We start from the raw sequence: 13,465 nt of genomic DNA, 5'->3' as shown, positions 1-13,465 counted from the left end.
GAAGGTCCAGTCGAGTCATAGCTACGGTCACAATTGCAGCAGCGGAGATTCATCTTCCGATGAAGGCGAGCCGATTTAGAGGGAAGCTATCTCAGGCCGATACCCGTTCACGCTGTTTGGGTGAAGGCGCGTCGGTGGCAGCGAGGCATGCGTGGCCGCGAGCGGAAAGCTGATAGCCCGACGGCAGGCTACGAGTGATGCCGCATTCTTTGAGCGTTCGAGTACGGCGCTTGAGCGCGTCCTTGTCGATCGGCAGCTCTTCGGCGATGGCCAGTCGACTCCACCTCAACTTCAAAGTGATGGGTTCGAAACAAGTGCAACACCTACAGATCACCGTACCGCCCAAAAAATGAGACCGGTCGGCAGCGATCATGCCAGCAATCTGCGGCGGTGTGGCAGCCCGGCTCGTCAGATGACCGGGGCGTTGTGTTGTCGGCGGATGAAGTCGGCCATTCCGGGGACGGTGAAGGCGACGAGGCCGAGTGCAGGCGACCAGATGAGGCCCTTACGGATGCATGAGTCACGGTGCGGCGCCATCGGCTGAGGGTTCGATCCGAGCGCCTTGGCAAGGGCAGCGGTCCGCGGAAAGTCGGTTCCGCTGCGTGCGATGGCAACCAGATACCGTTTTCGGTTCAGGCGGCGCGCGCAGCCACCTGGAGACAGCTTTGCGCTACTTGGCCGATAGCAGCAGCTACCTAACCGGGCCGACGAAGGAAATCGAGTCGTATACGCACTTACTAAAGCGGGCGGGCGTCGAGTCCTAGTCACCCGAGGGATGTCAGACGACTCCCCCACCCGCCGTCGACTCCGTGCATTATTTCAGAGGAGGTGACAAAGAGAAGGAGCGCACTATTAGCGACATCGATTGCAGTGCAACAAGAAACAAACTTCAAGTCTTACCCCGATTCGGGCCTTCGCCGAGTACTGTCGAGTGCAGGCCCGACGTACGCGCCTGGGGACACAGCGCGTACGCGGGAGACGACGCTACCGCCCGTTGGGGTGACCCGTACATCGCGCAGATCGATCGAAACTATTTGGTTTGCAGTTCTATTCGTGTTTCGGCGGTGCAGCGATTACTCGGACGTTGGCTCGGTCCGGAAGGTGGACACTATGGACGACGTAGAGCCGTACGACGTCGTTTGGGCGGATCCGAGCCCACTCGAAGGGTGGTGGGAACGGATGATGTTCGGCGTCGTCACGACACCGGCGGCCGGAGGTTCCGCAACCACCACGCGCGCTGCCGTCGATGCCGTTCCGCGCCGCCCTCGGCGGTTGGCGTGACCGGTGTGCGCGAGATGAGCATCGTCGAACTCGACGCCGCTTTGATCGATCTCTCGCATCGCCGGCGGCAGGCACTTCGGGCCGGTCGCCCCACCGGCGATACCGCAGCAATCGAAGCTCGCCGCATCGCGATCTGGAACGAACTACGTCGGCGAGGGCTCTGAGCGCTACGATGTGCGGCTCGGCCGGGTCGGGTTGTCAGGACGCACTCCCGCTCGAGCGTTTTCACTCCGACCGCGATAGTCCAACCATTCGAAGCCAAAGTGGACCACGGCCGGACAAGTTAATTCGCTCGTCTGACGCACTATGCATACGTCGACCAGACGCAACTCAAGGTACCTCCGACTTTGCAGTCGCCATTCGCAGCTTCGATCTTGCAGAATTCGTATCATTTTGTGTCAGATGGCTACTGGCAAATCGGATCTGCGGGGTGTGTCGCGTATCGCGGTTCTGCAACCGCAGCGGACGGTGCCGCGTACGCTCACACGATGTCGGGAAACGATCACAGTCCACGACCACGAGCGGGAACTCCTGCTGCAGTCGAAGAAGTCTCGGTACTACTGATCGCCGACCCGGGTAAACCCATAGCACTCGCTCGAAAGCTCGCAGAGCACCTTCCAGAACGCCTACGACGCCGTGACCGCAACGAGCGCCGATGGACGGTGACTGTGCGCAGCGAGCCCTATCTCTCCGACGAACAAACCGCCTTCGCAGACGTGATCGACACAGTCGAACCGTCCTCGGAGAGTGAGGACGTCGTCGTCTACCTCACCGATCTTCCACGACGCGAGGACACCCTACCGGTGGTGGCGGACGTCAGCACCGAACACCTCTTCGCGCTAATCTCCGTCGCCGCTGTAGGCGGCGTTCGCATCGACGACCGCGTCCGTGCCGTCGCCGAACTCGCACTCGCGTGCGCCCTCGGTGAACCACAGCTGGCGCCCGCCCGGTAACAGAAGACGGTTCCCTTCACAGCAGATCGACGGCGGCGTGCGCTACTTCGCTCCCCCAGGGCTGCGGCGGGTGCGACTGCTGTCGGGAATGGTGCGAGCGAACCGGCCATGGCGGCTGGTCACCGGGCTCTCGAAGGTGCTCGTCGGCGCGTTCGCGACCGGTGCATTCGCGTTGGCTACCAGCACGATCTGGTTGTTCGCCGACATGATGGGCCCGTGGCGTATGAGTGCGGCGACGCTTCTGTCGATCTCGGCAATGGTGCTCTGGCTGATCCTCGATCACCGATTGTGGGAGCGGCCGGCGTCGCCGGCCGAGCGCGAACGGTCCGTGCTGTACAACACCACAACGGTCGTCACCTTGATCATCGGCGTCGCCGTACTGCACGTGGCCTTGTTCGGTCTCCTCCTGCTCACCGCGTGTATCGCGCTACCCCCACAACTTCTCTCCAGCACCCTCGGACACCCAGTGAGCTTGTCCGACTACCTCACGCTTGCATGGCTGCTGGCCTCCATTGCCACCATCGGTGGCGCGCTCGGCTCGGGACTCGAGGACGATGCCGCCGTCACCGATGCCGCGTACGGAGTCCGACAACGGCAGCGTACCGAGGAAACATAGAGGGGGTCGAACGAGGCAACAGTCGAACAACGACGGCCTCGAACGGCAACCGCGTCCGTTTGCAGCGTGGCGTTGGCCTGGCACTCGATCTTTGGATTCGATCGACATGGCGGGATCATCGGCCCTCCATGGGCGTTCGCTGACTCGAGAATCCCGGTGGTCAATTCTCCCTGTCCGCCGCGGCGCGGGGGTCGGTCGGTGGTTCAGAGTTTGTCAGCGAGCACGTCGAGGTAGCTGATTTCGGGTGGCACCGCGAACAGTTCGTCGGCGCGTTCGCCGAGCGCCGTGCCGACTGGCCCGTTGAGATGCGTCTCACGGGCGGCTTGGTCGGGGAACGCATCGATGATTCCGAAAGTCGAAGGGCCGAACTGTACCGCCAGCCAGGGCCTCGTGCCGGGCTCCTGTTCGACGAGAGGAAGAGCCGACCTGAGGAAATCTTTTACTGCGTCTGCCATGCCGGGCTTGGCTTCGAGTCGGACCAGCAGCGCTTTGGTAACCATGTCGGATCTCCCGTTCGAAGTGGTGGACGTGATCAAGCATCACACCGATCGCCGGTAAAGGAAAGAGGCCCACGAGTCCCGGAGCCGAGCAATCCCGCCTTGCCCCTTGTAATCCCGCAGCCGAAGGAGGAGAGTCGACGGTGTAGGAAATGGACACACCTGAATGCGCCCGCTGTTGTCGTCCGCGATTCGGAACAGGTTGTTGTGCCAACGATTTAGGTTTTTCGGTTGCGTGCGCTGTTGCGTCTGCTCCAGCGACACCAATCGTTCAGTCGATCACACTCGCCCGTGTCTGCCGGACCGGATGAACCGGACACGCAGAATCAGACGAGTCGAGTCGGGTCGAAAGTGATTGCGCACAAAGGGCTACGTGACACTCAACGATGCGTGCACCCACACGAGCGGTGAACAAAGTCAACTCGGATGTGGTAGCGATGTTGTTCGCCCCGCATTTCGAGGCCCTGCTGAGTTTCAGCTTGATCCATATTTTGGACCGATAAACGCGGTCGCTGTGCGTTATTCGCGGTTACGGCTCGCCGGCAGCAAGTGTCTGGTCGACCCGAAGCCGAACTGGTACAGGTTCGGCAACTTCGGGCTGATCGACGGATACGATGGCCGAATTGGCCTGTCCACCACATTGTTTTGGGTCATCGTCATTGAACAGGACCTGTCGGACGCCGCCGATTTTGTTTGGCCGACAGTGCACGATCAACAGATCGTCCACCATCGGTCGCGATGTCGAACTGGTGCTACAGATCGTCCGCTTGGCGAATTGCGGGCACGATGGCGGTTGCTCGATCTGCTCACGTTGCACTGCGCGGCTGCCTGCGCGACGTCGTCGCGATCCCGTCTTTACAACTACGTCACTACGAAGTCCTCGCCGATGTCGAGGTAGCGGGTGAAAGGCCCGCTCGCTCACCGGTGAGACTTGGCGAAAGGAATGAGTCATGGCGACCGCTGTGGGTATAGACCTGGGCACAACCAACTCGGTTATTGCGAGCTGGCAAGGCGGTGAACCGGTGGTGATTTCCAATGTCGAGGGAGCTCGGACGACACCGTCGGTAGTCGCGTTCACCGAGAGCGGGGAGCGCCTGGTAGGACAGCTTGCTCGAAGGCAAGCGATACTGAATCCGAAGGGCACGATCTACTCTGCTAAACGCTTTATCGGACGTCACTACGACGAGATCTCCGCAGAGGCCAAAGCAGTCAGCTTCGACGTCGTACCGGGTGAGAACGGTGAAGCCCGGATCGATGTTCGAGGCAGGAAGCATGCACCGGAGGAGATCAGCGCCCTCGTACTGCGCAAGCTCGTGGACGACGCGAGTAAATTCCTCGGTGAAAAGGTCAAAGAAGCGGTCATCACCGTTCCCGCCTACTTCAACGACGCGCAGCGCAACGCCACCAAGGATGCCGGGCGAATCGCTGGCCTGGAAGTCTTACGGATCATCAACGAACCGACCGCTGCAGCACTGGCATACGGTATGGATAAGCAGGTCAACGAAACCGTACTGGTCTTCGACCTCGGCGGCGGCACCTTCGATGTGAGCCTGCTCGACGTCGGCGACGGCGTCGTCGAGGTTCGGTCCACGGCCGGCGATTCGCACCTCGGGGGAGACGATTTCGACCGACGCCTGGTCGATTATCTCGCCGATGGATTCCAGCACGCGGAGAACATCGATCTACGCAAGGACGCACAAGCGTTGCAGCGCCTTTTCGAGGCCGCAGAGAAGGCCAAGGTCGAGTTGTCCTCGGTGACACAGGCCCAGGTCAACTTGCCATTCGTCACCGCGGACGCTGACGGTCCCAAACATCTCACCACGACCGTAATGCGATCGAAGTTCGAGGATCTGACGGCGGATCTCGTGGAGCGCTGCCTCGACCCGGTGAAACAGGCAATGAGTGATGCCAAGGTCACCGCCAACGACATAGACGAAGTGATTCTGGTCGGTGGTTCGACGCGCATCCCGGCGGTGCAAGCCCTGGTTCGCCGGCTCACCGGCGGCAAGGACCCCCACATGGGCGTCAATCCGGACGAAGTCGTGGCTCTCGGCGCGGCGGTTCAAGCCGGCGTGCTCAAGGGCGAGGTCTCCGACGTGCTGCTGCTCGACGTCACCCCGCTGTCTCTCGGCGTCGAGACACAGGGCGGGGTGATGACCAAGATCATCGAGCGCAACACGACCATCCCGGCCCGCCGCAGCGAAGTGTTTTCCACCGCGGAGGACGAGCAGTCCGCCGTGGATGTCGTTGTGCTGCAGGGCGAACGCGAGCGGGCCGCCGACAACCGTTCGCTCGGACGTTTCCGTCTGGAAGACATCCGGCCCGCACCGCGCGGCGACGCCCAGGTCGAGGTCACGTTCGATATCGACGCCAACGGCATCCTCAATGTCACGGCCAGGGACAAGGACACCGGCAAGGAACAGAGCATCACGATCAGTGAGCAGAGCAATCTGGACCCGAGCGAGGTCGAACGCATGCTGGCCGAGGCCGAACGGAATCGGGGCGATGACGAGGCGCTGCGCAAAGCTGTCGACGCGCGCAACGAACTCGATTCCGTTGCGTATCAGGTGGAACGGCGACTCGCCGAACTCGGTGACAGCGCGCCACCGCACGACAGGGCACGGGCCGAGATGCTGATCGCCGATGCCAGAAAGGCAGTGAAGGACGGCGCTTCGCCTGCAGATGTACAACCACTCGCCTCCGAGCTCCAACAGCTCCTCTACGGGCTCGTGCCGGTACAGGACGGCGGTGACGGACGTCAGGTCGGTGGCGCGGACGCGGCCTCGACCGATGACGACGACGTGATCGACGCCGAATTCGATCGAAGCTGAGGCACGAGATGGAAAGGGCTGCAGATCATTCGACACCCGAACCAGCGGCCGACGTCACGGAAGGCGATCGAACCGAGACGGTACCGGATCACGCCGCCACGAGTGCCGAGGAGGCTCGACTCGACGACCGCTGGCGCAGAGCCCTTGCCGATCTGGACAACCTGCGCAAGCGGTATGCCAAGGACCTGGAGCGAGAACGGGCCGCGGAGGTGACGAAGGTGTCCGCGGCGTGGCTGCCGGTACTGGACAATCTGGAACTTGCGTTGGCACATGCGGACAGCGATTCGCAGACCGTTGTCGACGGCGTCAAGGCGATCCGCGATCAGGCGGTGCAGGTGCTGTCACGGTTCGGTTTCGAGCGTCACGACGAGGTCGGAGTTCCGTTCTCCCCGCAATTGCACGAAGTGGTCAGCGTGGTGGTCCGGCCCGACCTTCCGTCCGGGACCGTGATCGAAGTCGTGCGACCGGGTTACGGAGAGGACGGACGGCAACTGCGGCCGGCGTCGGTGGTCGTCAGCCGCCCCGAGGGGTGAGCACCGATGGCGCGTGACCACTACGAATCGCTCGGAGTCCCGCGGGGTGCGAGCACCGACGAGATCCAGCAGGCCTACCGCAAGCTGGCTCGCAAGTATCACCCCGACGTGAACAAGGACCCCGCAGCGGAAGACACGTTCAAGGAGATGAACGAGGCCTACCAGGTGTTGTCCGACCCGGACACTCGGAAACGCTACGACCGGTTCGGTGCCGACTTTCGGCGTGTCCCCGAGGATTACGACGAACGGACCCGCACCCACTCGGGTGGATACCGCGGTGGCGGGAACAGTGGCGGAGGATACGACCGCGGGAGCAGACGCGTGCACTTCGGTCCCGGTGGCGACGGTGGTGTCGATCTCGACGACCTCTTCGGGCAGATGTTCGGCGGCGGTGGCGGGTACGGGCCGATTCCCGGTGCCGATCAGGAAGCGGAACTGGCCTTGACGGTCGAGGAGGCGTACCGGGGCGGCACACGCACGCTCGGACTGGACGGACGGCAGTACGACGTCGACATTCCGGCCGGGGTCGTGGACGGCCAGCGAATTCGGTTGGCCGGACAAGGCGGACGGAGCAACGGCGGCGCGCCGCCGGGGGATCTGTACCTCGTGGTGCGGATCGAGCCACATTCCCGGTTCCGAGTACAGGGCCGAGACATTCACGTCGACCTCCCGGTATCGCCATGGGAGGCGGTCCTCGGGGCGACCGTCGCCGTTCCCACCCCGGGTGGCGAGGCGAAAGTGAAAGTGGCTCCGGGCTCGTCGACTGGAAGGAAGCTGCGACTGCGCGGCGAAGGAATGCCGAATCCACGTGGCACCAACGGCAACCTGTACGCCGAGATCAAGGTGATGGTGCCGTCGAAACCGACAGCACGCGAACGCGCACTGTTCGAGCAGTTGGCCGCAGAATCGAACTTCGATCCGAGGACAAAGACATGAGCGACCCGAACCCGGTGGTCCGGTACGTACTGGTTCGACGCACCGAATTGTCGACCGACGCCTTCGCCGAACGTACGGGTCTGCATCCGGAACTTGCACGGAAGCTCGTGGTCCTCGGTCTGCTCGACGCCGATCGCGTCGTAGGTGGCGAAATGTTCTTCGCACCAACCGAAGTGGCCCATGCAGCCCGCATTCGACGACTGCGGACCGGTCTCGGCCTGAACTACTCGGCAATCGGGCTCGTGCTCGACCTGCTGGAACGAATCGAGACACTCGAAGCATCTTCCCGCAGAAGGAGGACAACCACATGGACATCAGCAACCTGACCGAGAAGTCGCGCGAAGCACTGCAGGAGGCCCAGAGCCTTGCGACCAGAATGGGTCACACCGAGGTCGACGGAGAGCACCTACTGCTCGCCTTGGTCGGTCAGCAGGATGGCTTGGTGCCCCGATTGCTCGAGCAGGCCGGTGCCGAGGTCGATGCCCTGCAATCCGATCTGGAACGTGAACTCTCGCGAAGGCCCAAGGTCAGCGGCCCCGGTGCCGGGACCGGTCAGGTGACGATCACCCGACGCTTGTCCGTGCTCCTCGACGCCGCCGATCGAGAGGCGAAGCGGCTCAAGGATTCCTACGTGTCGGTGGAGCATCTCCTGATGGGCCTCGCCGAAGAGGGTTCGGCCACTGCGGCAGGGCGAGTACTCGCCCGTCACGGAATCACCAGGGACTCCTTCCTCACAGCGCTGACGAAGGTGCGCGGCAATCAACGCGTCACCTCGGCCAGCCCGGAAGGTGCGTACGACGCGCTGGAGAAGTACGGACGCGATCTGGTGTCCGAGGGGCGGGCGGGCAAACTCGATCCGGTGATCGGACGAGACGCCGAAATCCGCAGGGTCACGCAGATCCTGAGCCGCAAGACCAAGAACAATCCGGTTCTGATCGGCGACCCCGGCGTCGGGAAGACCGCGATCGTCGAGGGCCTTGCCCAGCGGATCGTCCGCGGCGACGTTCCGGAAGGCCTGCGCGACAGAACGATCTTCTCACTCGACATGGGTTCCCTGGTGGCCGGCGCGAAGTACCGCGGGGAATTCGAGGAGCGTCTGCAGGCGGTGCTGGCCGAGGTGAAGGCAGCCGACGGGCGGATTCTGTTGTTCGTCGACGAGTTGCATACCGTGGTCGGTGCGGGATCAGTGGGCGGTGAGGGGTCTCTCGACGCCGGCAACATGCTCAAGCCGATGCTCGCCCGAGGCGAGCTGCACATGATCGGTGCCACCACGCTCGACGAGTATCGCAAGCACATCGAATCCGATGCGGCACTGGAGCGACGGTTCCAGACCGTCCTCGTCGACGAGCCGAGCGCCGAGGATGCCATCTCGATCCTGCGCGGACTCCGCGAACGCCTCGAGGTGTTTCACGGCGTGAAGATTCAGGACGGCGCTCTCGTCGCTGCCGTCACCCTCTCGCACCGCTACATCACCGACCGCTTTCTCCCGGACAAGGCCATCGATCTGGTCGACGAGGCGTGCGCTCGGTTGCGCACCGAAATCGATTCGATGCCGGCCGAACTCGACGAACTCACCCGGAAGGTGACCCGGCTCGAGATCGAAGATGCCGCGCTGTCCAAGGAGACCGACGGAGCGAGCAAGGCACGTCTCGACGAGCTGCGCAAGGAGCTGGCCGATCTGCGGGCCGAGGCCGATGCCCGGCACGCTCAGTGGGAGGCGGAGCGACAGGCGATCCGCCGGGTGCAAGAGCTACGGAGTGAGCTCGAGCGCTTGCGCCACGAGGCCGAGGAGGCGGAGCGCGCCTACGACCTCAATCGGGCCGCCGAGTTGCGCTACGGCGAGATCGTCGAGCTCGAACGCAGGCTCGAGTCGGCAGAGGAGCAGCTGGTCACCAGACAAGGCCGGAGCCCGTTGTTGCGCGAAGTGGTCACCGAGGACGAGATCGCCGAAATCGTGGCTGCGTGGACTTCGATCCCGGTCGCTCGGCTGCAGGAAGGCGAGCGACAGAAGTTGTTGCAGCTCGACGAGATTCTGCACGAGAGGGTCGTGGGTCAGGACGAGGCGGTGCAGCTGGTCGCGGACGCGGTGATCCGGGCGAGGTCCGGCATCCGTGATCCACGCCGGCCGATCGGGTCGTTCATCTTTCTGGGCCCGACGGGCGTGGGAAAGACCGAGCTCGCAAAAACATTGGCCGGCGCTCTCTTCGACAGCGAAGACAACATGGTGCGCCTGGACATGAGCGAGTACCAGGAGCGGCACACGGTGAGCCGGCTCATCGGGGCACCTCCCGGATACGTGGGGTACGACGAGGGCGGACAGCTCACCGAGGCGGTGCGCCGAAAGCCGTACTCGGTTGTGCTTTTCGACGAGATCGAGAAGGCGCACGCAGATGTGTTCAATACCCTGCTACAGGTGCTCGACGACGGTCGGATCACCGATTCACAAGGCAGGCAGGTCGATTTCAGGAACACGGTGATCATCATGACCTCCAACATCGGTTCCCAGCATCTCCTCGAAGGAGTCACACCCGACGGCGAGATCGAGCCGAACGCCCGCGAGCGGGTTCTCGCGGAACTGCGTGGGCATTTCCGTCCCGAGTTCCTCAACCGGGTCGACGACATCGTGCTGTTCACCCCACTCACCCTGCCCCAGATCGAGCACATCGTCGGGTTGCAGCTCACCGATCTTCGAAACCGGTTGTCGGAGCGCAGGATCGATCTGGACATCACCCCGGACGCGCGCAGGCTCGTCGCCGAACGCGGATTCGACCCGGTCTACGGTGCACGGCCATTGCGTCGGTACATCGCCCACGAGGTCGAGACCAAGATCGGTCGCGCGCTACTGCGAGGGGACATCGAACCAGGCGGCACCATCACCGTCACGGTGGTCGACGGAGAACTCGTCGTCGCGTATGCGGAACCCGCCGTCGCGGCGGCCTGAGAGGAGATGTCGCCATGGAATCGGACAAGGTGAAGTGCGCGCACTGCGGCAAGGTCAACAGGGTGCCTGCCGCAGCGGACGGGACACCCCGGTGCGGGAACTGCCACGAGCCGCTGCCGTGGATCGCCGCAGCACGGGACGAGGACTTCGCGGAGATCGCCGAACACCCCTCGGTGCCCGTACTCGTCGATCTCTGGGCGACCTGGTGCGGACCGTGCCGCATGGTCAGCCCGGCGCTCGAACAGCTCGCCGGAGAACGCGCGGGCCGGATCAAGCTGGTCAAGGTCGACGTGGATGCCGCACCCCTGACGTCCGAACGATTCACCGTCAGGGCCGTGCCGACCCTGCTGGTGATGGATCGAGGTGAGGTCCTCGCTCGGCAGGCCGGTGCAGCCCCGGTACCCCAGCTACGCGCATGGCTCGATCGAGCGCTTTCGGAGAATGCAGGCAAGGAGGCGACATCATGACGTTCGTGCCAGTGGACCCGCACGTCGATGCAATCCGGTCCGTGGTGCCCAGAACTCCGCAGGGCTGCGAAGAATGCCTCCGTCTCGGCACCCCGTGGGTGCACCTGAGGCTGTGCCTGACATGCGGGCACGTCGGGTGTTGCGACTCCTCGCCGGGCAGACACGCGAGCGCGCACGCACATGTCGTCGGTCATCCGATCGTTCGGTCGATGGAACCCGGAGAAGATTGGAGGTGGTGTTATGTCGACCGCAATTTCGTCTGAGGACGCCGGACCAGCGGTCGTCGACGAGACCACGGACGAGCACGGCGCGTTCCCGCGGCTGACGGACGATCAGGTCGCAGTGCTCGAGGTCGGTGGCACACGTCGATCGGTTCGTACCGGAGAAGTGCTGATACGCGAGGGTGCGCCCAGCAATGACTTCTTCGTCGTTCTGTCCGGCAAGGTCGCCGTTCTCGACGAGGGTGACCGGGACGGTGAACGTCGAATACTTCGCGTGCACGGACCCGGCCGCTTCTTGGGTGAGCTCGGACTGCTCGAAGGTCAGGTGGCGTTCTACACCGCCGAAGCGATCGAAGACGGCGAGCTGCTCGTCACTCCCGCCGAACGGGTGCGCGAACTGGTTGCCCACGATCCAGTGCTGAGCGATCTGATCCTGCGGGCTTACCTGCTGCGTCGACACCTGCTGATCGGGCTCGGCTCGGGGTTCCGGATCATCGGGTCCTGCTATTCACCGGACACGTTGCGGCTTCGAGAATTCGCAATGCGAAATCGATTGCCTCACAAATGGATCGATCTGGAGCGGGACGAGCGGGCGGAGCAGCTGTTGCGCAGCCTGGACATCGCCCCCGAGGACGTTCCCGTCGTCATCTGGCACGGCGAGAAGGTACTGCGCAATCCGACGAACACAGAGCTCGCCCGCATCGTCGGACTTTCCGTGCCGAACGCTGCCCAGGACGTGTTCGATCTCGTCGTCGTGGGTGCAGGACCGGCCGGACTGGCCGCATCCGTATACGGAGCGTCGGACGGGTTGAACACGGTGACACTGGAGACGAGCGCCGCAGGGGGACAGGCCAGCACCTCCTCCCGAATCGAGAACTATCTGGGATTCCCGGCCGGAATCTCCGGATCCGAATTGGCCGAGCGGGCTGTGATCCAGGCCGACAAGTTCGGTGCTCGCATCCTGGTCTCGGCAGAGGTGACCGGATTGACGTCCGAAGCCGGGTACCACGTGCTCCGGCTCTCTGACGGCGGCACGGTTCGCGGCCGGTCCATCGTGCTCGCCACCGGTGCGCGCTACCGCAAGTTGGCCGTTCCCGGAATCGAGGCGCTGGAAGGGACGAGCGTGTACTACGCCGCCACCCATCAGGAAGCGCGGATGTGCGGGGCCGATCCGGTGGCCATCGTCGGGGGCGGAAACTCCGCGGGGCAGGCCACTATATTTCTCGCTGACCATGTTCCCGACGTCCATCTACTCATCCGCGGCGACGACCTCGGAAAAAGCATGTCCCGATACCTCGTCGACCGGATCGATCGCCATCCTCGGGTCACCGTGCATCTACACACAGAGATTCAGGCAGTCCACGGCCAGAAGTATCTCGACGAACTCGTAGTCGCGGACAACCACACAGGCGAGCAGGACACAATCCGGGTGCACGCCCTATTCGTCTTCATTGGAGCGGTGCCGCACACCGGGTGGCTGGCCGATGCAATCGCACTCGACGATCGCGGCTTCGTACTCACGGGTATGGACGCGGTCCACGCCTTCGATGGCGACAACCGGTCGATCGACCCCGCGCAGTTCAGGACGCTCGAAACCAGCCGGGCCGGTCTGTTCGCGGCGGGCGACGTCCGTCGCGGCTCGGTGAAACGAGTCGCATCCGCCGTCGGTGAAGGAGCGATAGCGGTACGTCAGATTCATGAATACTTCGAACGAAGTTGACGACCTCGGCGATCAGGCTGATCCAGCAGTGGACTTCGGGATTCCGGACCCGCTTGCATCGGGCAATGCCGGTGTACGAATTCGTGCCCTTCGAATGTCTCTGGTGCAGAGCGACGTCGGTGGAGATCGCGACGCGATGTCGACAGTGGTGACGGATCGACTCGGCACTCCGGAAGGTGACGCCGTCTCTGCGGCTTTCCATACCCTCGCCACCGACTTGGACCTCGACCTCACGGTCGAGGGCGTCGAAACCGCTGATCAAGCGCAGGCGTTGGTGGCAATGGGATCGGTTCACGGACAAGGCTATTGGTGGTCCCGCCCAATCCAGGCATCAGACGTCGCCGGCTACCTTGACCGTCATCGGCGTACGCACACGGATTTGGACGTCGTAGCCGTCGACCGCCACCCGGGGGATGCCTGAGCTTGGTGACGGGGATTGGACCGACGCCGGTGGCGAGCGGTCAGCGTC

The 13,465-nt window shown here is 63.5% G+C and carries 14 protein-coding genes and 2 pseudogenes; 13 read left to right on the top strand and 3 right to left on the bottom strand.

All coding sequences use genetic code 11. From position 1 onward, the window contains the following. Positions 1–91: 91 nt before the first annotated feature. A complete protein-coding gene (locus tag J1M87_RS14340) occupies positions 92–373 on the bottom strand; it encodes a hypothetical protein (protein ID WP_206490064.1) in 282 nt (93 codons plus the stop codon). Positions 374–408: 35 nt separating this feature from the next. Next, a complete protein-coding gene (locus J1M87_RS29045; RefSeq protein WP_268987729.1) occupies positions 409–537 on the bottom strand; it encodes a hypothetical protein in 129 nt (42 codons plus the stop codon). Positions 538–1,110: 573 nt separating this feature from the next. Between J1M87_RS29045 and J1M87_RS14335 the strand changes: the two genes are divergently transcribed. The 3 genes and pseudogenes from J1M87_RS14335 (at position 1,111) to J1M87_RS14325 (ending at position 2,850) form a co-directional block, all read left to right on the top strand. Beyond that, positions 1,111–1,281, top strand: coding sequence for a hypothetical protein (locus J1M87_RS14335; protein WP_155290380.1), 171 nt, complete (start codon positions 1,111–1,113; stop codon positions 1,279–1,281). Then, complete coding sequence (locus J1M87_RS14330; protein WP_196248717.1) at positions 1,278–1,445, top strand: hypothetical protein; 168 nt, start codon at positions 1,278–1,280, stop codon at positions 1,443–1,445. Before J1M87_RS14335 ends, J1M87_RS14330 begins: the two co-directional genes overlap by 4 nt. A gap of 324 nt (positions 1,446–1,769) precedes the next feature. Continuing rightward, a pseudogene (locus J1M87_RS14325) lies at positions 1,770–2,850 on the top strand (hypothetical protein). A gap of 203 nt (positions 2,851–3,053) precedes the next feature. Here the strand turns inward: J1M87_RS14325 and J1M87_RS14320 are convergent. Then, positions 3,054–3,350: a putative quinol monooxygenase gene (locus J1M87_RS14320; protein ID WP_206490063.1), complete on the bottom strand. Its 297-nt coding sequence runs from the start codon at positions 3,348–3,350 to the stop codon at positions 3,054–3,056. Positions 3,351–4,160: 810 nt separating this feature from the next. Here J1M87_RS14320 and J1M87_RS29450 point away from each other — a divergent pair. The 10 genes and pseudogenes from J1M87_RS29450 to J1M87_RS14270 form a co-directional block, all read left to right on the top strand. Beyond that, positions 4,161–4,294: pseudogene (locus tag J1M87_RS29450) on the top strand (glycine zipper family protein); the annotation flags it as partial. A gap of 3 nt (positions 4,295–4,297) precedes the next feature. After that, entirely contained in the window at positions 4,298–6,178 is a 1,881-nt protein-coding gene (dnaK, locus tag J1M87_RS14310; protein ID WP_206490061.1) for a molecular chaperone DnaK, read from the top strand. Positions 6,179–6,186: 8 nt separating this feature from the next. Next, positions 6,187–6,711, top strand: a complete 525-nt coding sequence (locus J1M87_RS14305) for a nucleotide exchange factor GrpE (protein WP_206490060.1) — start codon at positions 6,187–6,189, stop codon at positions 6,709–6,711. A gap of 6 nt (positions 6,712–6,717) precedes the next feature. Then, positions 6,718–7,647: a DnaJ C-terminal domain-containing protein gene (locus J1M87_RS14300; protein WP_068055997.1), complete on the top strand. Its 930-nt coding sequence runs from the start codon at positions 6,718–6,720 to the stop codon at positions 7,645–7,647. Next, positions 7,644–7,973: a chaperone modulator CbpM gene (locus tag J1M87_RS14295; protein WP_032376243.1), complete on the top strand. Its 330-nt coding sequence runs from the start codon at positions 7,644–7,646 to the stop codon at positions 7,971–7,973. The genes J1M87_RS14300 and J1M87_RS14295 overlap by 4 nt, the downstream gene beginning before the upstream one ends. Next, on the top strand, positions 7,955–10,588 hold the full coding sequence (gene clpB, locus J1M87_RS14290; RefSeq protein WP_206490059.1) for an ATP-dependent chaperone ClpB: 2,634 nt from the start codon (positions 7,955–7,957) through the stop codon (positions 10,586–10,588). The genes J1M87_RS14295 and clpB overlap by 19 nt, the downstream gene beginning before the upstream one ends. Before the next feature lie 14 nt (positions 10,589–10,602). Beyond that, complete coding sequence (gene trxA, locus J1M87_RS14285; protein WP_045196849.1) at positions 10,603–11,055, top strand: thioredoxin; 453 nt, start codon at positions 10,603–10,605, stop codon at positions 11,053–11,055. After that, complete coding sequence (locus J1M87_RS14280) at positions 11,052–11,318, top strand: ubiquitin carboxyl-terminal hydrolase 14 (RefSeq protein WP_082898839.1); 267 nt, start codon at positions 11,052–11,054, stop codon at positions 11,316–11,318. Before trxA ends, J1M87_RS14280 begins: the two co-directional genes overlap by 4 nt. Continuing rightward, positions 11,296–12,996: an FAD-dependent oxidoreductase gene (locus J1M87_RS14275; protein WP_206490058.1), complete on the top strand. Its 1,701-nt coding sequence runs from the start codon at positions 11,296–11,298 to the stop codon at positions 12,994–12,996. The genes J1M87_RS14280 and J1M87_RS14275 overlap by 23 nt, the downstream gene beginning before the upstream one ends. Then, positions 12,974–13,417 (top strand): EAL domain-containing protein, encoded by a 444-nt coding sequence (locus J1M87_RS14270; protein ID WP_206490057.1) that lies wholly within the window; start codon positions 12,974–12,976, stop codon positions 13,415–13,417. Before J1M87_RS14275 ends, J1M87_RS14270 begins: the two co-directional genes overlap by 23 nt. The last annotated feature ends 48 nt before the right edge of the window (positions 13,418–13,465 follow it).

Origin of the sequence: Rhodococcus sp. KRD162, from assembly GCF_017168335.1 — a bacterium.
Lineage (GTDB): Bacteria > Actinomycetota > Actinomycetes > Mycobacteriales > Mycobacteriaceae > Rhodococcoides.
Note: the sequence above shows the minus strand (reverse complement) of the source record. Positions and strands in the feature narration are given on the sequence as shown.